At 43.9% G+C, this 19,537-nt stretch carries 17 protein-coding genes and 2 riboswitches; of the genes, 4 read left to right on the forward strand and 13 right to left on the reverse strand.

The window, feature by feature from the left end:
- Nucleotides 1-247 precede the first annotated feature (247 nt).
- The 4 genes from V1502_RS19845 to V1502_RS19860 form a co-directional block, all read right to left on the reverse strand.
- Nucleotides 248-1,465, reverse strand: a complete 1,218-nt coding sequence (locus V1502_RS19845; protein ID WP_409252317.1) for a M20 family metallopeptidase — start codon at nucleotides 1,463-1,465, stop codon at nucleotides 248-250.
- Nucleotides 1,466-1,689: 224 nt separating this feature from the next.
- Complete coding sequence (locus V1502_RS19850) at nucleotides 1,690-2,517, reverse strand: MetQ/NlpA family ABC transporter substrate-binding protein (protein WP_409252318.1); 828 nt, start codon at nucleotides 2,515-2,517, stop codon at nucleotides 1,690-1,692.
- A 15-nt stretch (nucleotides 2,518-2,532) separates the two neighbouring features.
- Nucleotides 2,533-3,183: a methionine ABC transporter permease gene (locus V1502_RS19855; RefSeq protein WP_409252319.1), complete on the reverse strand. Its 651-nt coding sequence runs from the start codon at nucleotides 3,181-3,183 to the stop codon at nucleotides 2,533-2,535.
- Complete coding sequence (locus V1502_RS19860; protein ID WP_409252320.1) at nucleotides 3,173-4,204, reverse strand: methionine ABC transporter ATP-binding protein; 1,032 nt, start codon at nucleotides 4,202-4,204, stop codon at nucleotides 3,173-3,175. Before V1502_RS19860 ends, V1502_RS19855 begins: the two co-directional genes overlap by 11 nt.
- Nucleotides 4,205-4,291: 87 nt before the next feature.
- Nucleotides 4,292-4,395: riboswitch (SAM riboswitch) on the reverse strand.
- A 140-nt stretch (nucleotides 4,396-4,535) separates the two neighbouring features.
- Nucleotides 4,536-4,638, reverse strand: a riboswitch (SAM riboswitch).
- A 545-nt stretch (nucleotides 4,639-5,183) separates the two neighbouring features.
- Between V1502_RS19860 and V1502_RS19865 the strand changes: the two genes are divergently transcribed.
- On the forward strand, nucleotides 5,184-5,528 hold the full coding sequence (locus V1502_RS19865; RefSeq protein WP_409252321.1) for a MerR family transcriptional regulator: 345 nt from the start codon (nucleotides 5,184-5,186) through the stop codon (nucleotides 5,526-5,528).
- Complete coding sequence (locus tag V1502_RS19870; protein ID WP_409252322.1) at nucleotides 5,525-5,974, forward strand: SRPBCC family protein; 450 nt, start codon at nucleotides 5,525-5,527, stop codon at nucleotides 5,972-5,974. Before V1502_RS19865 ends, V1502_RS19870 begins: the two co-directional genes overlap by 4 nt.
- A gap of 262 nt (nucleotides 5,975-6,236) precedes the next feature.
- On the opposite strand, the gene V1502_RS19875 is transcribed toward V1502_RS19870, so the two are convergent.
- From V1502_RS19875 to sda, 3 genes are all read right to left on the reverse strand, one after another.
- Nucleotides 6,237-7,337 (reverse strand): PQQ-dependent sugar dehydrogenase, encoded by a 1,101-nt coding sequence (locus tag V1502_RS19875; RefSeq protein ID WP_409252323.1) that lies wholly within the window; start codon nucleotides 7,335-7,337, stop codon nucleotides 6,237-6,239.
- 224 nt (nucleotides 7,338-7,561) lie between these two features.
- Entirely contained in the window at nucleotides 7,562-8,437 is an 876-nt protein-coding gene (locus V1502_RS19880; RefSeq protein WP_409252324.1) for an HAD family hydrolase, read from the reverse strand.
- 397 nt (nucleotides 8,438-8,834) lie between these two features.
- Nucleotides 8,835-8,969, reverse strand: coding sequence for a sporulation histidine kinase inhibitor Sda (gene sda, locus V1502_RS19885; protein ID WP_409252325.1), 135 nt, complete (start codon nucleotides 8,967-8,969; stop codon nucleotides 8,835-8,837).
- 357 nt (nucleotides 8,970-9,326) lie between these two features.
- On the opposite strand from sda, the gene V1502_RS19890 reads away from it, so the two are divergent.
- On the forward strand, nucleotides 9,327-10,700 hold the full coding sequence (locus tag V1502_RS19890) for a YjiH family protein (protein ID WP_409252326.1): 1,374 nt from the start codon (nucleotides 9,327-9,329) through the stop codon (nucleotides 10,698-10,700).
- 186 nt (nucleotides 10,701-10,886) lie between these two features.
- Here V1502_RS19890 and V1502_RS19895 read toward each other — a convergent pair whose 3' ends face one another.
- The 3 genes from V1502_RS19895 to V1502_RS19905 form a co-directional block, all read right to left on the reverse strand.
- Entirely contained in the window at nucleotides 10,887-11,828 is a 942-nt protein-coding gene (locus V1502_RS19895; RefSeq protein ID WP_409252327.1) for an L-threonine 3-dehydrogenase, read from the reverse strand.
- Nucleotides 11,829-12,072: 244 nt separating this feature from the next.
- On the reverse strand, nucleotides 12,073-13,263 hold the full coding sequence (locus V1502_RS19900) for a glycine C-acetyltransferase (RefSeq protein ID WP_409252328.1): 1,191 nt from the start codon (nucleotides 13,261-13,263) through the stop codon (nucleotides 12,073-12,075).
- A 196-nt stretch (nucleotides 13,264-13,459) separates the two neighbouring features.
- Nucleotides 13,460-14,482, reverse strand: a complete 1,023-nt coding sequence (locus V1502_RS19905) for a TIGR00341 family protein (protein ID WP_409252329.1) — start codon at nucleotides 14,480-14,482, stop codon at nucleotides 13,460-13,462.
- A gap of 153 nt (nucleotides 14,483-14,635) precedes the next feature.
- Here V1502_RS19905 and V1502_RS19910 point away from each other — a divergent pair, with 153 nt between their 5' ends.
- On the forward strand, nucleotides 14,636-16,018 hold the full coding sequence (locus V1502_RS19910; protein ID WP_409252330.1) for a tetratricopeptide repeat protein: 1,383 nt from the start codon (nucleotides 14,636-14,638) through the stop codon (nucleotides 16,016-16,018).
- A gap of 414 nt (nucleotides 16,019-16,432) precedes the next feature.
- On the opposite strand, the gene V1502_RS19915 is transcribed toward V1502_RS19910, so the two are convergent.
- The 3 genes from V1502_RS19915 to V1502_RS19925 form a co-directional block, all read right to left on the reverse strand.
- Entirely contained in the window at nucleotides 16,433-17,530 is a 1,098-nt protein-coding gene (locus V1502_RS19915; RefSeq protein ID WP_409252331.1) for a PRK06851 family protein, read from the reverse strand.
- 623 nt (nucleotides 17,531-18,153) lie between these two features.
- Nucleotides 18,154-18,834: a DNA alkylation repair protein gene (locus V1502_RS19920; protein WP_409252332.1), complete on the reverse strand. Its 681-nt coding sequence runs from the start codon at nucleotides 18,832-18,834 to the stop codon at nucleotides 18,154-18,156.
- Nucleotides 18,835-18,970: 136 nt separating this feature from the next.
- Nucleotides 18,971-19,447, reverse strand: coding sequence for a DinB family protein (locus V1502_RS19925; RefSeq protein ID WP_409252333.1), 477 nt, complete (start codon nucleotides 19,445-19,447; stop codon nucleotides 18,971-18,973).
- Between the last annotated feature and the right edge of the window lie 90 nt (nucleotides 19,448-19,537).

Raw genomic sequence — 19,537 nt, forward strand, 5'->3', positions numbered from 1 at the left:
GGGTATCAATAGTTAAAGATTTATTCGTGGAGGGGACTGACGTCTTTACCAATCTTGCCTTTAATATATGGTGGTAACATTTCTTTAAGGGTTTAACACCCTTCCTGATCCTATTGCATCCGGAAAGAGAAGACCTAATTTTTATCCTCAGGGCTAATCATTCTCTCGCAGCACCTACCTTCTATACTTTCTCTTGAAGCAAAAGACAGAACCCAAAGAGATTCTGCCTTCACTCAAATCAAAGATATTATTTACCGTCCTGCTCCAGCTTTCTTTCGAGGAATTCTTCCTTAATGGCAGATAGGAGCTGATGATCAGTCAGCAGTTTAAGACCTGTCAGGGCAAGGGCTTTTGCCCCCTTAATCAACGCTTCGTCTCCTTGAGGAGAGGCAGAAGCTTCCCTGAATGGCACGGTGTGGCCAACCAGATTTTCAGGACCGATTTTTATGAAAGGGTGGATCGTCGGCACCACCTGGCTGATATTGCCCGCATCGGTGGAACCAAGCCCTTCACGGTCGTTAAGATCGACTGTCTCTCCAAATTGTTTGATGACTTCCGTAAAGACACGGTCAAATGTTTTATTCAGCAGCAGGTTATCCACTTCGTTCTGGAATGCAACGACATTCAGGGCTGCCCCTGTGGCGAGTGCTGCTCCTTCTGCGACCGCCTTGACCTTCTTTGTAACTTCATTCAGGGTCGACCTCGAAGCTGCCCTGATGAAGAATCTCGCTTTGGCATACTCAGGGATGATGTTGGGAGCGTCTCCTCCGTGAGTGATAATTCCATGGATCCGCACGTCATCCGTCAACTGTTGTCTCAGCGCATTGATTCCATTGAAAAGCTGGATGACAGCATCCAATGCGTTGACTCCTTCATGGGGGGAAGCCGCTGCATGAGCAGGGACTCCGTGATATTCAAAATCAAGCGGATCGACCGCCAGGGATGTGGATGTCACTCTTGTCGAGTTGGCCGGATGAACCATCATCGCCGCGTCAATGCCTTTCAGTAGACCATGTTTGACGAAACTTCCTTTTGCACTGCCATTTGGGCCGCCTTCTTCTGCCGGCGTTCCGAGGACAACGACCTCTCCTCCCGTTGTATTGAGTACCTTGCTCAGGGCAATTGCTGCTCCGACACTTGTGGTGCCGATAATATTGTGACCGCATGCGTGACCCAGGCCGGGCAAGGCATCATATTCTGCTAAGAAAGCAATGACAGGGCCTGGAGTTTCTGATTTTTTCCTTGCCAGAAAGGAAGTTTCATGACCAGCAACTGCCCTCTCTACCTGAAAGCCCTCTTCTTCTAATATCCCGGAGAGAAGCTCTGAGGCAAAGAATTCTTCATTTCCGATTTCCGGTTTTTGATGAATACTGTGACTTGTGGAGATATATTTCTCCTTGTTGCTTTCCACATCCTCGATAATAACGCTTTTTAATTCTGTATGAATCTCTGCTACTGAAGTCATGCCCATTCCTCCTGTTTATTTTTTTGTGCGTGAACACGCGGCTTGGCAGGCTGATATTCGACATACTTAGGGCGTTAAACGACAAAGTAGGGTCGTTATTCGACAAAGCAATCATGATATTCGACACAGATTGGCTGTTAAACACTACCAACCGGCCGATACGCTGACTTTTTATAAGACCGCGATTCTTGCCCTAAACACTCAATTAAATGATTGAGAACTTATCACTCTCCAATATGGCTTAAAGAAACAAACGTCGGGATGACATTTCCTTTGTATTCTTTTTCAATGAACTCTTTCACATCGTCTTCCTGATAGATTTCAGCAAGCTTTTGAAGAGTTTCATTGTCTTTATCTTCGGTGCGGACCGCAATGATATTAATGTATGGTGTTGCTGTTTCACTTTCATGGAAAATGGCATCTTTTGTCGGTGTGAATCCGGCATCCACCGCAATTCCATTATTGATGATCGAGGCTGCAACATCAGGCAATACCCTTGGAGTCTGGCCAGCGACAACTGGAACGATTTCAAGATTTTTCGGGTTGGTTACAATTTTCTCTACCGCTCCATTTCCGTCAAAATCTTCAGGAAGTGTGATCAGGCCCGCTTCCTGAAGCAGCAGCAAGGCTCTGCCCATGTTGGTCGCTTCGTTCGGAACTGCAATCTTTCCGCCTTCCGGGATATCTTCCACGCTGTCATATTTTTCTGAGTAAATGCCCATTGGAGCGATGACTGTTGTGGCGATTGGTGCCAAGTCCAGATCATGTTCTTTTTTAAATGCGTTAAAGTAAGAGATTGTTTGGAATGCATTGGCATCGAGTTCACCTTCTGCAAGAGCGATATTTGGCTGAACGTAGTCAGAGAAACGGACGATTTCTACTTCGATGCCTTCTTTTTCAGCTTTTTCGGAAACATAATCCCAGATGCGGTTATCCGATCCGCTTACACCGACCTTGATTTTCACTGTTTCTTCCCCGCTTGTGGAGTTGGAGCAGGCTGCCCCCGTCACGGCAAGAGCCAAAATTAATACTGCTAATAATAGTTTTTTCATTGATGATTCCTCCTGTTATCTTCTTCTGATTTTTTTAGATGTAATGTTGCCCAGTGTCTGAAGGCCCTGGACCATGATGACCAGTATCCCGACGGTAAGCAGCATAACGGTTGTATCAAAACGCTGGTAGCCATACGTGATGGCAAGGTCTCCAAGCCCGCCGCCCCCGACTGCTCCGGCCATGGCGGAAGCACCGACAAGCCCGACTGTCGCAATCGTGAAGGCCAGGACCAAGGAACTGAGGGCTTCCGGAATTAAAAATTTAATGATGATCTGCCAAGGTGTAGCTCCCATGGATTCTGCCGCTTCAATGACACCTGGTTCGACTTCGAGCAAAGAGTTTTCTATCAATCTGGCAATATACGGACCGGCATAAAACACTAATGGCACGACTGCTGCCGCGGTACCGATGGACGTTCCGACGATCAGCCTTGTTACCGGGATAATGGCAACCATCAGAATGATGAATGGAATGGACCTGAATACGTTGATGATTCCATTTAGAACGTTAAACACAGGCAGGTTTTCAAGTAAATGGCCTTTTCTTGTCACGACCAGCAGGATTCCCAGCGGCAAGCCAAGAAGGGCTGAGAATAACAACGAGAAGGCAACCATTTGAATGGTTTCAATCAGCGCTTCTATAATCTGTTCCTGATCAACTAGCATTTGCCTCAACCTCCCTGATTCCGACTTTTTCTTGATTGATGTACATCAGTGCCCGGTTGATTTCACTCTCACTGCCGAGGAACTCGACAATCAGGTTGCCAAACGGCACACCTTGTAGTTCTGTGATATTGCCAAACAACACATTTGTATCGATATCGAACTTCTTTGCAATTTTAGAAAGAAGCGGCTGCCCTGCAGATTCCCCTACGAAATTGATTCTGAAAATTTTTTGCAAACCTGCATTCTTCCTGACAATTTCCTGGATCGATTCCGGCAAGGCGTCGTTCATCACTGTACTGACGAAGTTTCTCGCTGTGTTCGTTTTTGGTGCGGAGAAGACGTTGAAGACCGACCCTTCCTCAATAATTTTTCCTGCTTCGATGACGGCCACCCTGTCGCAAATCTCCCGGATGACCGTCATTTCATGCGTGATGATCAACACTGTGATGTTGTATTCTTTGTTGACCTTTCTCAGCAGCTGCAGGATGGAATTCGTCGTCTGTGGATCCAGGGCGGAAGTCGCTTCATCACAAAGCAGGATGGACGGCCTGGTAGCCAGGGCCCGTGCAATCCCCACTCTCTGCTTTTGCCCTCCTGACAGCTGGTCTGGATAATAGTCAGCCTTATCACCCAGCCCGACGAAATCGAGAAGCTCCGTTACCCGTTCCTTTATTGCATCCTTTGGCACTTTTGCAAGCTTTAGCGGCATGGCCACATTGGCAAACACTGTTCTGGAATTCAACAGGTTGAAATGCTGAAAAATCATGCCGATATTTCGTTTGACCTCCCTGATTTCTTTGGGGTTCAGTTGTGTAAGGTCTTTCCCGTCGACAACTACACTTCCGGATGTCGGCTTCTCCAGCCAGTTAACACACCGGATCAATGAACTTTTCCCTGCACCGCTGAAGCCGATGACCCCGAATATTTCCCCCTCATTTATCTTCAAATCAATGCCGTCCAATGCCCGGACAGCCTGCTCACCGCTCTCATAAACTTTTGTCAATCCTTTGAATTCAATCATTTTGCGGCTCCTTTCTTTGGTTGTTTTGCAAAATAAAAACCTCTTCCGGGAGATGGAAGAGGTTTTACCCGCAGGTAAAAAGGGCTCTTCTTATCTCCCAAGCACATGCTTGCTGGATTTGGCACAGTACTAAATAATAGTCCGCTGCCGAGGCTTCATTGGGCCAGTCCCTCTGCCTCTCTTGATAAGAAATACTTATTAAGTTTATGGAATTACTCAGATTTAAAGCTAGAATGTTTCACTCTTCCCTCCCTCTTCCCACTTTTATGAAAACAAAATAAAAAACCCTCTTCTTGAAAGCGAAGAGGGCATGATTATGTAATCCGTCCTCTTCTCATCTCTCAAGCATTGCTTGCTGGATTTGGCACGGTACTAAATAATAGTCCGCTGCCGAGGCTTCACAGGGCCAGTCCCTCTGCCTCTCTTGATAAGAAGTATGGAAATTTATTCTGTTTTTGTAACTTGATTTACACTTTACAACGGCTTTTCAAAACTGTCAACACATTTATATTAATTATCTTAAAACAATTTAGTGTAAGCCTTTTCTTGGTTTGAGGCGTTTCTTGGCTTATACTTCTCTATAGTATGAAGCCATTCAGAAATTATGACATAGTGAACGCAGGGATATTTTCTGTAGCATGGCCAACTCAGACGGCTAGTGTTGAAGGATTTAACGAACGATAGGTTGCTAGATTTAATGACGTCCTTTTGGAAGGCTATAAAGGGCAATAAGCAGACAGACCTTTAATTATCGTCCTCTAAGTAAATATCTTAATAAAGTTTTTTAGAGGGGTTCTAGATAAGCGGTACGTTGATTTACGCTATAAGAGTACGACTACAACCGAACATGATATTCCTCTGAGCTAAATAAGTTTTCACTTGAATAACAGCCTCATAAACAAACAAGCCTAAAAGAAAACCAAAAACAGTTGACCATGTGGTGCACCCCATAGTTTATGATAAATATGCGGAGGGAGAAATGTATAAGATCAGTGAATTTTCCGAGATGACAGGGCTAAGCAAAGAAACCTTGCGTTACTATGCAGAGGTCAAACTGCTTGAACCCGCTTTTATCGATCCGAATAATCACTACCGCTATTATGATGACGGCTCTTATTTTTTGGCTGTATTGCTGAATAAACTGAGAAGCTTCGGGTTGACTATTCAGGAAATGCAGGGAGTGATGAACGATGAATCTTTTTTCAACCTGGAGACACTTCTCCTGCAAAAAAGGCAAAACATTGTAGAGCAAATTAATGAGTTACAGCAAAAATTGAACGATATCGACGAGTTTATTGAATTCGGAAAGGAGGACGCAGAATGATTCAATGGAAAGAAGAAACGATAATCTCTGCTGACATTGAAAAGGTATGGCACTTGTTTCAGGAAGAAAATATGCCCAGGATCATGCCAAAGGTGATTGAAAACAAACCCGTTCACCTGACAGAGGAAGTAACAGGGTCAAAGTATCAGCAAAAATACCAGGAAGGAAAAAGGGTTGAAACCTATATTGTTGAAACACTAGGTTATGAAAATACGGAAAATAGAAAGTTTAAACGTATAGGTTTTGTCATTGCTAAAGCATTCGAAATTGATCTCTCTTTCACACTTGAAAAAGTAGACGAATCGCATACGAAGTTTATTTATGAAGGGCAAAATAAAGGCAGGAATTTTGTCGGACGCGCCATGTTGAAACTTGGGGGAGAAAAAAACAACAAAAAAGTCGTCAACGATTTTATGGAATTAGTTAAGAAAGAAGCCATGAAATAGGAATCTGCCGAATGAACCCGCTCTCTCATTCGGCATTCTTTTTCTTAGGCTCTTTTCGTAAACTTTGTTGCTATTTAATACAAACTTTAAGAAACATCTACTTAATTAACTAGAAATACCCTGATAAACAAGGAAGAAAAGAGCTAATTCACCTTGTTCAGAGAAAAAAGCCCTTGTCTCCAAGGGAAAAATCCAGCTCTTTGGATTTTTCCGAGAGCAACAATATATACGAAAACAGCGTTTTATTAAAGAGAAGTATCCATTATTCCTCACTTCGTCCACTGTTCAATTCTGTAAGCGAGACTGTGTAAAGCTTATCATCATCTTCAGCAGGATTCCCTCTTCCATCAGCATTATTGCTGACAAAGTACAGCCTTTCACCGTCAATATAGACGTCCCTTATTCTGCCATACCCAGAAAGGACTTCTTCTACCTTTCCAGTGTCTATAGAGTACCGCTTTATGACTTGACCCCTTAGCGCCGCAAAGTACAGCTGATTGTTATGAATATCAGCTCCGGATGGTGCCCATGTCGTATCTCCTGAATGGACAACCGGCGGCTGTAATCCCTCTCGTTTTTCATCTCCCATAATCAGCGGCCATCCGTAATTGTTTCCGGCTACAATGAGATTGATTTCATCAAAGCCTGATGGGCCATGTTCGGTACTATAAAGGTTCCCGCTATTATCCCAGGCAATACCTTGAGGATTACGGTGGCCATAACTGTACACATAAGATTTTTCAAACGGGTTATCAGCGGGAATCGATCCATCCAGGTTCATACGAAGAATCTTACCGCCCAATGAGTTCAAATCTTGGGCAATTTCACGCTCAGTAGCATCGCCTGTCGTAATATAGAGCTTGTTGTCCGGTCCGATCTCCAGGCGGCCGCCATGGTGATACTGCCCGCTCGGAATATCATCAAGCAAGATGCTTCCCTCTGTCCAAACATCGCCATCCAGGTTAAGTATCACTACCCGGTTATGGGGCCTGCTGCTGTTTTGGTAAGTATAATAGGCGTATGCAGAGGGCGTGTCGGGAAAGTCCGGGTGCAGGACAAACCCCAGGAAACCCGCCTCAGGCACTTGGGCCAAAGGTTCTTTTAAGTTCACCTTCATCCTGGTGACCTCTCCATCACCGGAAACCTTCACAATTCCTCCCGTCCTTTCATTGATATAAAAAGTCTTCCCAATCTTGTTAATTGACCATGGAACTTCCAAGCGATCGCCTAGCACTTCGACAGAAGGATTTCCTATCCCTGTCGTTTCCTGACTTTCAGGGGGGTCAGCGGATTCAGAAGGTGCCGTGGAACAGGCGGACAGCAGCAAGAGACTCAAAACCATAAGCGTATTGAACTTTTTCATTATGCTTCCCCTTTCTATTATCGAAAGTCTTATAGATAAAAAACTAAAACCAACCAGCTCTTTTTGCTGAAACTTGAGGAAAGGACCATCACACACTCAGAAGCCATTTCTTTCTATCCTAATAAAAACATTGTTTACGAAAAAGCCTTATTAAAAGAAAACACCTCCTATGTTCAAACTCAGGAGGTGCCGTTTATACTCATTATGTACTCGTTAGAACGAGTTTAATCAACCGCTGCAGACTTCTCCTCCAATGCTTCGTATATGGCTTTGGCAACGCCGTCTTCTTCATTGCTGGATGTGCTGTAACGGCAGAATGCCCGTATTTCTTCTGCAGCATTGGCCATGGCTACCGGTCTTCCGACAACCTCCATCATCGAAAGGTCATTGAGGTTATCGCCGATTGCCAGGGCATCTTCAGTGTTAAGTCCTTTTTCTTCAATGAGATTCTTTAAGGCAATGCCTTTTTGAGCATCCAAACTCGTTACCTCCAAGTTTTCACGGCCTGATGCACTTATGGCAAGGCCGCCTGCCTTTTCAAGTTGGTCTTTTGCCTCTTTCAACACCTGATCATCAAAAGAGAAAACCAGGAATTTATATACAACATTGCCATTTGAGAAGGCCTCGCTGTAATCCTCAACCACCTTGATATGTCCTTTTTCAAAACGCTCTTGCGATGAATCCCAGATGGCCTGTTCGGATGTTTCAGGATTGGCCGTCTTGAAAATATCAATGATTGACTGTATCCCTCTTTCATAGTCCTCAGTATAAACACCTTTGTTTGTATATAATTCAAAATAAATTCCGAGGTCCTTCAAAATCCGCATGACTTCAAGGGCCTTATCTTCTTTTATTGCATTGGTTTTCACAACTTGACCTTCCTCATTCCGGACTTCAGCTCCATTTACACAGATGATCGGACATGAGATTCCCGCTTCCTCCAGTACATATCTTGCCTCTTCATAAGACCTTCCTGTGGCAACGACCACCTCGACTCCTTTTTCCTGCGCCTCCAGAATGGCCCTGCGGTTTTCTTCGCTTATTTCTTGCTTGCCATTCAAAAGCGTTCCGTCCATATCACTAGCAATAATTGAAATCATTTGAAATTACCTTCTTTCTAAAAGGATATTAAACCTTTAATAGGTGACAGTTTCTCCTGCCTAATGGCATTTTAACATCCCAATACTAATTTTTTGTAAAGATAGACTCCGGGTTATTTTACCCTTCCTGGTCCGGCTTAACAAAAACCCGGACAAATTTCTTGAATATAAAAAGCTGTTTTCGTATAGATTGTTGCTATCAGAAAAATCCAAAAGGCCGGATTTTCCCCTTGAATACACGGGCTTTTTTTCTAAAAAGGGTGAATAGCTCTTTTCTTTCTTGCTGACCAAGATGATCTCTGTGCATTCTAGCCCTATCTCTTGAACTTAATAGTAAATAGCAACAAAGTTTTAGAAAAGAGCCATATAAAAAAGAAGCCACTTGAAGGCAGCTTCCCTATGCTGATAACAGACCGCGTCTGTTTAATTCCTGTTTTACCATTTCTATAAAATCTTCCACAACATTTTCTTCTACAGAACGATAATAAACCTCCAATATCTCTTCATCCGAAAGCTTAAAGAGAGAATTCACACCGGCTCACCTACTATTCCAATACTTTTTTTAGACATAATTGGCTATATACCCCATTTGTCCTATTCATAAACCTATTTTCCTGTTTTTTTTCGTGTTTTTTTATTTATTAAATCAGCGGGGCATTTTTTAGCCGCCAAAATGTAAATGACCGGTAGAGAATTATAACGTAAGTCTCTGTGATATTTGTTAGATTTGCAATAAAATTTTGAATTTAAGTCCTTTTGTTTCTATAATAGAAGATAGGGGAATGGGAAGGAGGAATAAGCTTGGCAGCTTGGTAGTTTAAGGTATTTCTAGACAGTTGAATAAATATGAATTAATATGTATTTTATTACGTCGTTGAGGTGAAGTTTTATGGACAATGGAAAATCTAATGTAAAAGCAAATGTAAGTATGGGAAATGTGCTTCTGTTTCTGCTCCCATCTCTGTTAGGTATATTTTTATTTATGATCCCCATCCCGCAGGGGGAGGGAGTGACAATTCCAATTGCGGTCCTTTCCGGGTTTGTACAGGATAACATCGGGGAATTTGTTCCCGCTATAATGACCGTACTGATTCTCGTGACCGTACTGGGATCCTTTGCAGCAAAATTTCTAAAACCGGACTTTATTATGAATAATCCCTTCTTAAATAATTTATTCGCGGTAAACATGGTATGGCTTATCATTCGTCTGTTCGGTGGAATTTTTGCCGTCATGACACTTTTTCAGATTGGACCGGAATGGGTTTGGTCAGGTGCTACCGGCGGACTGCTGCTAAGTGTTGATGGTTTGCTGACCATCCTTTTCTCTGTCTTTCTATTTGCAGGCCTGTTCCTTCCGCTGCTGCTTAATTTCGGATTGCTGGAATTATTGGGGGCACTCCTCACAAAAGTCATGAGGCCTCTATTCGGACTGCCTGGACGTTCTTCCATCGATGCTCTGGCGTCCTGGCTCGGTGATGGAACCATCGGGGTTCTATTAACAAACAAGCAGTATGAAGATGGCTACTATACGAAAAAAGAAGCTGCCATCATTGGGACGACATTCTCTGTTGTTTCGATTACGTTCAGCCTTGTCGTCATTGCTGAAGTGGGGCTGGGGGATTACTTCCTGCCATTCTATGGGGCCGTAGTTCTCTCAGGTATTGTGGCAGCCTTGATCATGCCTCGTATCCCGCCGCTTTCCAGGAAGCCGAATACCTACTATAACGGCCAGGAAGGTGAGGACAGGGAAGCGATTCCCCAAGGGTACTCACGACTTGGTTATGGGTTTGAACAGGCTTTGATACAAGCCCGCAAAAATAACAGTTTTGGAAAGTTCTTTATAGACGGATTCAAGAATGTACTGGATATGTGGCTCGGGGTGGCACCGATTGTCATGGCCATCGGTACAGCCGCACTGATTATCGCTGAAAACACGCCGGTGTTCAGCTGGATTGGAATGCCGTTCATTCCAATTCTTGAACTATTGCAAGTACCGGAAGCCGCAGAAGCGTCTAAAAGCATCCTTGTCGGTTTCGCTGATATGTTCCTGCCGGCTATTTTCGGCTCCGGCATTGAAAGTGAACTGACACGCTTTGTTATTGCCAGTCTTTCCGTCACACAGCTGATCTATTTATCCGAAGTCGGCGGATTGCTTCTGGGATCTAAAATTCCTGTAGACTTTAAAGACCTTGTGATTATCTTTTTGGAAAGAACCCTTATTACGTTGCCGATTATCGTTCTGATCGGGCATATAGTTTTTTAATTGATATTTAAAACCCGCAGGTTTCTGCGGGTTTTTTAGTTTGTTTCTGAAAATGTTTTTGTTTGACTCATTTACTCTATGTTTGAGGCAATATTTTGAATTAGACACCATTACCTAGTTAACAGTAAATCCCGTTCCTAACTTTTCACATATAAAAACGGATGCCCTTTGGCACCCGCATATTCCTTACTGCTTTTTCAATTTTTCCAGCATATCCGCCGTCATACGGGCAAGGTCATACTCTGCCTTGAAGCCCCATTCTTCGGTCGCTGCCGAGGCGTCGATGGAGTTTGGCCAGCTTTCGGCAATCCCTTGCCGTACCGGATCCACATCATAATTCAGTGTGAAATCAGGGATGTGCTTCCGGATTTCCGCCGCTACCATTTCCGGTTCGATGCTCATCGCAGTCACGTTGAATGAATTTCTATGCTTCAACTTAGCCGGATCTGCTTCCATTAAATTGATAATCGCATTCAAGGCATCAGGCATATACATCATATCCATATATGTCCCTTTGTCGATATAGGATGTGTAAGAGCCGTTTTCAATGGCTTTGTAATAAATATCGACTGCATAATCGGTTGTACCGCCGCCTGGTGGTGTCGCATAGGAAATTAATCCAGGGAAACGCAAACCTCGGGTATCCACGCCGAATTTGTTGTAATAGTAGTCACAAAGCAGCTCACCAGATACTTTGTTGACACCATACATCGTTGTCGGACGCTGAATCGTGTCCTGAGGGGTATTATCCTTCGGTGTAGATGGACCGAACGCACCGATGGAACTTGGTGTAAAGAACTTGCAGTTAAGCTCTCTTGCCACCTCAAGCGCGTTGACGAGCCCGCCCATATTCAGGTTCCAGGCAAGAAGCGGATGCGCTTCAGCTGTTGCTGATAGCAGCGCCGCTAAATGAATGATGGTATCCACTTCATGTTTCCTTGCGATCTCCATCATCTTTTCCGCGTCTGTTACATCAAGGATTTCAAACGGGCCCCCCGTTACCACTTCACTGTCAATTGTTCGAATATCTGTGGCAATGACATTATCTTTGCCATAAATACCACGCATCTTGATGACAAGCTCTGAACCGATCTGCCCAAGAGCTCCTGTTACTAAAATCTTCTTCATCTTTTCCAACCTCCCAATAAAAAGCGCAAGCGGCCGTTCAGCGCCGTACAGATTAGAGGGCTCCCGCATGAGATAAAGGAAACACGACGAACTAGTGAGTCGATGTTGACTTATCGCAAGGAGGGAGACCGAAATCTGCTAGGCGCTGGCCGCTGGAGCTGGATTGATCCCGGAATCTCATCTTCCCTTTCCAACCAACCCTTTATAAAACTTTTCTGTTTATAACTAGTACCATCTATGACTCTTAAATCAGGTTCATTTCTTTTCCGACTTTTTCATAAATCGCAAGAGCCTCATCGAGCATCTCTTTTGTGTGCGCGGCAGTCGGCATATTTCTGACACGTCCTGTTCCGCGCGGCACTGTTGGGAACACGATTGATTTTGCGTAGACACCTTCTTCGTTCAACCGCTTGCTGAACTGTTGAGTCGTTTTCTCCTCACCAATGATACAAGGAGTGATCGGCGTTTCACTTTTCCCGATGTCAAAGCCGAGTTTCTTCAAACCATCTTTCAGGTAATTGCTGTTTTCCCACATTTTATCCTGAAGCTCTGTGCTGTTTAAAATTAATTCCAGTGCTTTTGTAGTGGCAGCAACATCTGCCGGAGTCAATGCGGTAGAGAACAAGAAAGGTCTGGACGCTACTTTCAGCCAGTCAATCAAGTTCTGTTTACCGGCTACATAGCCCCCGATAACCCCGATAGCTTTTGACAACGTACCAATTTGGAAATCAACCCGGTCAGACAGCCCAAAGTGTTTAACCGTCCCGGAGCCTTTTCCAAGGACACCTGAACCGTGAGCATCATCCACATAAGTCATGATGTCAAATTCTTCAGCGATCTCCACAATTTCCGGAAGTTTTGCAACATCTCCATCCATTGAGAAAACTCCGTCCGTGATGACCATTACTTTATTGTATTGTCCTGATTCCACCGCTTCCTTCGCTTTAGCACGGAGATCTTCCATGTCAGAGTGGTTATAACGGATAACTTTCGCACGTGAAAGTCGGCATCCGTCAATGATGGACGCATGGTTAAGTTCATCAGAAAGAATGGCGTCATGCTTGTTCATGACTGCCGAGATAGCGGCCATGTTACAGTTAAAACCGGATTGATAAGCAATGGCTGCTTCCGTCCCTTTGAATTCGGCGATCTTTCTTTCCAGCTCAAGGTGAATATCAAGCGTTCCGTTGATGGTACGCACCGCACCTGCGCCGACGCCGTATTTTTCCACCGCTTTGACGGCTTCTTTCTTCAGCCTTTCGTCTGTAGCCAACCCCAGGTAGTTGTTGGAAGAAAGATTGATCAAGTCTCTTCCGCCGATTTTGATGATTGGACCGTTCGCTCCTTCGACTGGGTCAATTTCGTTATATAGTCCGCGGTCTTTTAAGTCATTCAGGTTTTCATTTAGAAACTGATCTAATTTTTTACTTGTCATATCATTTAACCCTCCATATGTAATAATGAGAATTTGTAAACGCTTCAAAAACAATTGTTCACTCCACGCGAACAAAAAAATGACTATTTAATAGATTATTACTATTATTCATACCTGTATATTTTAACATGTTTACGTGTGACGGACAAAATTATTGTACTAAAGTGAAGAACAGCTTAGCCTTCCAGAAAGCTATTCAGCCGTTTCCAGAGTAGGCATGGTTATTAAAGAATATCGTCACAATCAGGATCAAGAAGATGATACTCACAAAGACTAATGCGAACTTTCTCGAGTTATTTGCCCTCTGGATCTCATCATACTTCAGGGGCCGGATGCCCGATAAATTGAAAACAATGACAGCTGAAAGCAGAATACTGTTAATATTCACTGATATTAGCAGCAGGGAAGGAAGAACATGCTCCCACAAAGCAGCTCCAATGGTCACTCCAAGGACAATGGTTGGAGGAAGCAGGGCGACTGCAACCATAACCCCGACAAAAGAGCTTGGGGATCCCCTTAAAACGGCCAGTGCTCCGGCTGCCCCTGAAGCAAGCGCCACGATTCCGTCCATGTAGTCGACTTTCATGCGGGAAACAAACTCTTCACTTTCTACAGGAACCGGGAATACAAGACTCGACAGAATGGCAATGAGCAGGGAAATCCCTACCCCCGCAAGAACGGTAAGCAGGGATTGTTTCACTAGCTTATAATCTCCGAGAATTGACCCGAAAGCCAAAGCAATGACCGGTCCAAGCAGAGGAGCAATCACCATTCCGCCAATGACGATGGCCGAGCTGTTCTTAATGATTCCAATGGTCACGACAATGGAGGAAAGGATAACGAATAGCAGATAATTCATATGAATATTGCTCATTGATTCAATCTTTACATATAATTCATGCCGGCTTGCCCGCTGGATCGATTTTCGCTCATCCTCTTTTTCCTTTTCTTCATTCTCAATTTCCTCTTCTGATTTCCTCCTGATATGGCTCTGGACCGGAAACAAGGTCGCTTCAAACCCTTCCACGACATTGATGATACTCTCCAGATAGTTCAGGATTTCTTCGGAGTCAGTTGTCTTCACGATCATTCTGACAAGGCACTTCTCTTTCGAATGATTGCGGACCACATAAGAAGTAGAATAAAATTTACGCAGCTTCTCATCCACTTTGTCAAAATGCTTCTTAGGGATATAGGCTTCAATCAGTTGCAATGACATATGTTCACCCTCTATCAGCAAAACGTTAGTTGCAACTAGTATTGCTAAAACAAGGATAGATTACTCTGATTTCCAATGGCCGGGCTGAGACGTCCGTAATCGTGCTTGTTATGGGGAAGTATGGTATACTGTTGGCAAAAGGAGGCGGTAAGCATGACCACTAATAAAACTTTGATGGAACCCTGGAAGTTTACCCCTGAACGAATTGCGTTCTTCAGAAATTTCGCTTTTGTGGAAGCTGTGGATTCACAGCAAGAATACCATTACCTATTTTTCTATAAAGAACAATTCCTGACATGCAAAAAAGCCTTGAAGCTGAAACGCAGCTCCTTTATCGAACAGGCTTTCAAAGAGGGAATTGTTTTTTTATGCCCCCACCCACTGGCAGCTGAACTCATGAAACAAAATGCCCCGCTCAAGATGATCAGTTTCAATGACCTTCACAAAAAACTGCGAAACACCATGACGCCTCAGGAAACGGCCTTTATTTTCCGGGCACTGGATGCCTTTCTATCGAACGAGAAACTTTTCCACCTGATTCGGAATCTTTATTACGAATACCGCCGGAACGGACAATTTCTTCATGCTTATAAAATTCTTTGGATACTTACTGAAACATTTCCTGCTCATTCCTGGGTCAACCAGACATCTGCCGATTTACATTTCCGCCCCTATGAAAAATTGTATACACAAAGCCCAATCTCACTTCTCGAAAAAGACCCGCTTTATGCTGCTTCAGAACTTTGGAAACATAGGCACGAAACAGACTGCAACGAAGCCCTTCAACAACTTTTACTGCAACAGAAACAGACAGTGACCACCACTGCTTTAATGATGGAAAGCCTCATGCAAAACCCTTGTGGTGAAAACCTGCAATCCCTGACCCTATGGATACGCACCCATTTCAATGCAGACGATGAACGGGAAATTTTATTTCAACTCGCAAAAGACCTGCCTGAAAACATAGAAATTCTACAGCTGTGCCTTCACGCATCCATTGAAACAGGAGAGTATGAGAAAGCGCTTGAGTTGCTCAGCCACACCCCTGCCAGCCTCAAGTCGATTGATGAGAATATAATATCCGGCATCCTTGAAGCAGTTCAATGGCAAAATACTGACACTCCCCTAGAGAAATTAAACACATTGATCTTCTCTGTCCTGCAGGAACACCCAGCTAAGCTGGAAAAAATATTAAAATCCTGTGTCCAATCACTTCTTAAAGGTTACGATGTCCCTTTCATTGCCAAATGGATGACTCCCCTTAAAACCCAAAACCTATCACTGCCGACCGCTGTGAAAATCAAAAAAATGCTTGCCCTCATGGATGATCCGGAAAACCAGTCACAACTGGGCGAGCATTACTACCAATTGGATAACATCGACCGTGCCATCGACTGTTTCAGCTGGGAGATGGAACTGCGGCCTGATGACCCGCAGCCGGTCAAGTGGCTTTCCCGGCTTTACCAGGAGAAAGGAATGGCCCACGAAGCCAAGGCTTATCAGCAGGTGTTAGTGGAAATGCAAAAAAGAGCATGAAAAAAGGCTGCTTCTTCAAGGAAGCAGCCTTCATTATTTTTGGTTTTTCTATTTGTTTATGCAAAGACTAATTACCCCTCGTTAAATCATTGATTTTACCTCAATAATTAGCCATTCCTTTTTATAATAGGGCGTTTGCTCTCTCCTTACTATAGCCAGGGTTTCAATTTATAATGGGGGATTCCTCGTTAATTCAAGATCTAAATCTCAGGCTCATAATAGAGAAGTTCTCTCTCATTTAAACCGAATCCGCCTCTCACTATACCATGAAACACAGCACCCAATTCGTTTAAATTTACCTTTCATCAGCGAGTCCTTTAGCGCTTTAAACCCCTAAGAGGGACTGTCCCTTTTAGCGGTTTAAAGCGATAATGCAAAAGGATAATCCGCGTTCCGGATTATCCTTTTGCCCTTTTATTCTTTTTGAGATAAGCTGGTCAGTTCCGCCTGAATGGTATTTTTCAGATCTTCAACGACTTCAAAATTCATGGCGCTGATATAATACGCTTCCAAATCATCGTGAAGTGCTTTTGCTTTTGCCAGGTAGGATGTCGCCTCTTTCATTTTGTCAGCATAGCTCTTGCTGATCTCCTTGATCGACTCTGCGTATTTTTCGTCGGTTCCCGGCGTAACCGCCCTTTCATACACATCGACGATTTCATCCCCATCCCGTTCCGGAAAATACTCATGAGGAGCCGTACTGTCAAAAATCGCAAAACCGAGCTCACGTACAATCACCATATCGAGACTGTTCGGGTCAAAGCCGCAATGGTAGATCTCCACATCAAGCCCACGGTCTTCTGCTGCCTGTGCCAGTTTTTTGAGCATGGTCGATTTCCCTGTTCCTGGTCTGCCCTTGATGAAGTACCGCTTCGGCAGCTCTTCCGTCAGGTTTCCGATGAAATCACGCGGCCCCTTGGGAGTAGCGGCCCCTAAAAAGCGGTGCCTGACCTCAGCCTTCTTGTTTAAGTATATATGAGAAAAGAATTTCTCCATCAGCTCTGCTGTCAGGGCATCGCATTTTTCAAAGCTCATATTGTCTATATAAATTTTTTCCCAATCATCATGGATTTTCAACGCTTCCGCGAAAGTACTGTACGCAGTTTGAAAAGCCTCTGTAATTTCAGCAGTCAGAGCTGTTATCTCATCACTATGGTTCCTTAAAATCCTTGAATCCCAAGCAGAACCAAGATTAATATATTCTTCAACTACACCCGGGACGTTCGGTTCAATGACATGAGGGGCCGTTCCATCCACAATTCCCGCCTTTAAAGCAGGGATGATCACTCCATCAATGCTTTCGTTATCAGATGAACAGTGTAGATAATCGACATCCCACCCCTTATTATTCCAGTAGCTGCCGATCGCTTTCATCAGAGACGATTTCCCTGTTCCCGGTCCGCCCTTCAAGATGAACAGGCGGTCCAGCCCCTGCAGATTGGAGGCATACAAACTGTAAAAACCCCTGGCTGTATTTCCTCCGGCATAATAATTTCGAATTTTTCCGCTCACTAAAAACACTCCTTTTCGGATACTGATAAATAGGAGAACACACTCTATCCTATGCAGCAAATCCGGTTGGGTGAATGCCCAATAAGAAAAAATGTATGCGGACGTTCAGCGGAGTGAGATTGTGTGGTTGTTGGGACGTTGGGCCGAATACGGACTAATCGGGCCAATGTGATTGGATTTTTGCTGAGATGATGGGCCGAAAACGGACTAAATGGGCCATTGAGATTGGATTTTTGCTGAGATGATGGGCCGAAAACAGACTAAATGGGCCATTGAGATTGTGTTTTTGCTGAGATGATGGGTCGAAAACGGACTAAATGGGCCATTGAGATTGTGTTTTTGCTGAGATGATGGGTCGAAAACGGACTAAATGGGCCATTGAGATTGTGTTTTTGCTGAGATGATGGGTCGAAAACTAGCTAAAAGGGCGACTTTGATGTCTCTCAGGTGTAGGAGATATTTATAGTAAAGTCCTTTTTTAAATTTCCATTCCAGGTGCGTGACCGGAGCTTGCCTTTGTATCTGGACGTCGCGCTAGTCCCGCACCTTCAGCTTCATTCAACAACCCTATATATGCAATAACATGTACAAACTACAACAATTTTTGAAAACGATCAGCAGCTTTATATTACTTTTTTATTCTTTAAGTACTTCAATCCTTCCCGTTTGCTCAACGGCCGCAAGTCTTCTTTTTCAATAAACTGCACCACCGTTTCCGGTGCAGTTTTTGAATATTCCCTGAGTGCCCATCCAATCGCTTTTTCGATAAAAAATTCCTTGGAAGAAGAGTGCTGCTTAATATAGGAAAACAACTTCTCTTCATCTGTATCCCCTTTGTAACTAAGCTGGTGAATAATCGCCGTCCGGTTCAGCCAAAAATTCTCAGAGGAAATCCACCTTTTCAAATAGCCCTCTCCTTCCTCCGGATATTTCTTGATCACGAATCCTGCAAGCCTTGAAGCAATGGAGTCAATCGTATCCCACCATGATTTCGTGACAACGAGCTCCTCCAACAGAGTTAGATGCTCGGAATGAAGCTTCCTCCTTTGCTTATCCAAAAGCGATAATGCTGCATACTGAAATTCGCGCTCAGGCTGTTCCCAAAGTATCCTGACCGTTTGAGGGAGCTCATTTAAATCCGGATTTCCATGTTCTTTAATGAAAGCACTCAGCAGCTCTTTTCTTTCCGGTGTTTTGATTCCTAGAAACTCGAACTGATTCCGCAAATATGCCTTCATAGGACCAGCGTTTTCTTCGTATTTATGCTGTCTGAAGAGTTCAATTAACTTTTCGGCATATGTCATTTTTCATCCTCCATCTGTGAATCTGTACAGTTAAAACATATAAGTTTTTTCGTATCGGTATTATGAATGCCATTGAAAAAACCATCCAGGCAATACAGGGGGTTCCTGCAAATCTGACAATCCCCACTATACTTCTTCATTGGTTCATCTCTCTCAAAAAATAGATATAATCCGTAGAGCACCCGGGGGATCCCTGCTGCCGCAGCATGGCACCGATATTTCCCCGGTGATAAGTACCATGATTGACAAGGTGCTGAAGCAAATCTTCTACTCTATTCTTGAACTCTTCTCCCTCGGAAGTTCGGTAGGACACCATGCTTGTTAAATCCCGGCTTTCGGCAATGAACCTATTCATCGCCTGGTGTAAGCTTTGAAATGCCAGCCGGTAATCCCCCGGTGAAGAAGGTTTTTCCAGATCGTTTTGGTACGAATTATTCATTCTGCCATACCATAAGCAATCGACTTCATACTGATGTTGAAATGTTTCTCGAATTGACGGAAATACACTTTCAATTTGTACTGAAAACGTGTCAGGCACTTCTTTTTCTATATAAGCAAGCAGCTTATCTGTCGCCCATACGTGGTAGTGGAATAACTGAGATATCTTCTCCATCCTGTTCCTCCTGTAAAAGGGTTTTCTATTCTCTTCTTCACCAAAAGGAATTTCACCTCCTTCTCTCTTAAAGAGACTGCCTTTCTTACA

Source organism: Rossellomorea sedimentorum (genome assembly GCF_046237645.1).
Lineage (GTDB): Bacteria > Bacillota > Bacilli > Bacillales > Bacillaceae_B > Rossellomorea > Rossellomorea sedimentorum.